The organism is Dellaglioa sp. CoH-56-MRSF-10 (assembly GCF_056782175.1).
The window spans coordinates 1-372 of record NZ_JBXAYF010000058.1 but is presented as its reverse complement, the minus strand read 5'-3'; the positions used below and the strand labels follow the sequence as shown (position 1 = coordinate 372).

Annotated in this window: 2 tRNA genes; both read right to left on the bottom strand. The window is 42.7% G+C overall.

Annotated elements, in window-relative coordinates:
- Positions 1-96: 96 nt before the first annotated feature.
- Positions 97-169: transfer RNA gene (locus AC1RP4_RS07830), tRNA-Ala, on the bottom strand.
- Between the two features lie 27 nt (positions 170-196).
- Positions 197-271 (bottom strand) — tRNA-Ile (locus AC1RP4_RS07825).
- Positions 272-372: the final 101 nt, after the last annotated feature.

Genomic DNA, 372 nt, shown 5'->3' with positions numbered 1-372 from the left:
AACTAATAAAACGCGGTGTTTCTCGGCTTATTGCTTAAAAATTTAATAAATATTATCTAGTTTTCAAAGAACAAATTCGACAATTAATATTGTCAATGGAGCCTAACGGGATCGAACCGATGACCTCCTGCGTGCAAGGCAGGCGCTCTCCCAGCTGAGCTAAGGCCCCATAATGGGTATTTTATTAATTGGTAAATGGGCCTAAATGGACTCGAACCATCGACCTCACGCTTATCAGGCGTGCGCTCTAAACCAGCTGAGCTATAGGCCCGTAAACGCTTTTGAGAGTAGATCTCTCAAAACTAAACAAATTTTCGACAAGTGTGTAGGTTTCCGTAATATTCCTTAGAAAGGAGGTGATCCAGCCGCAGG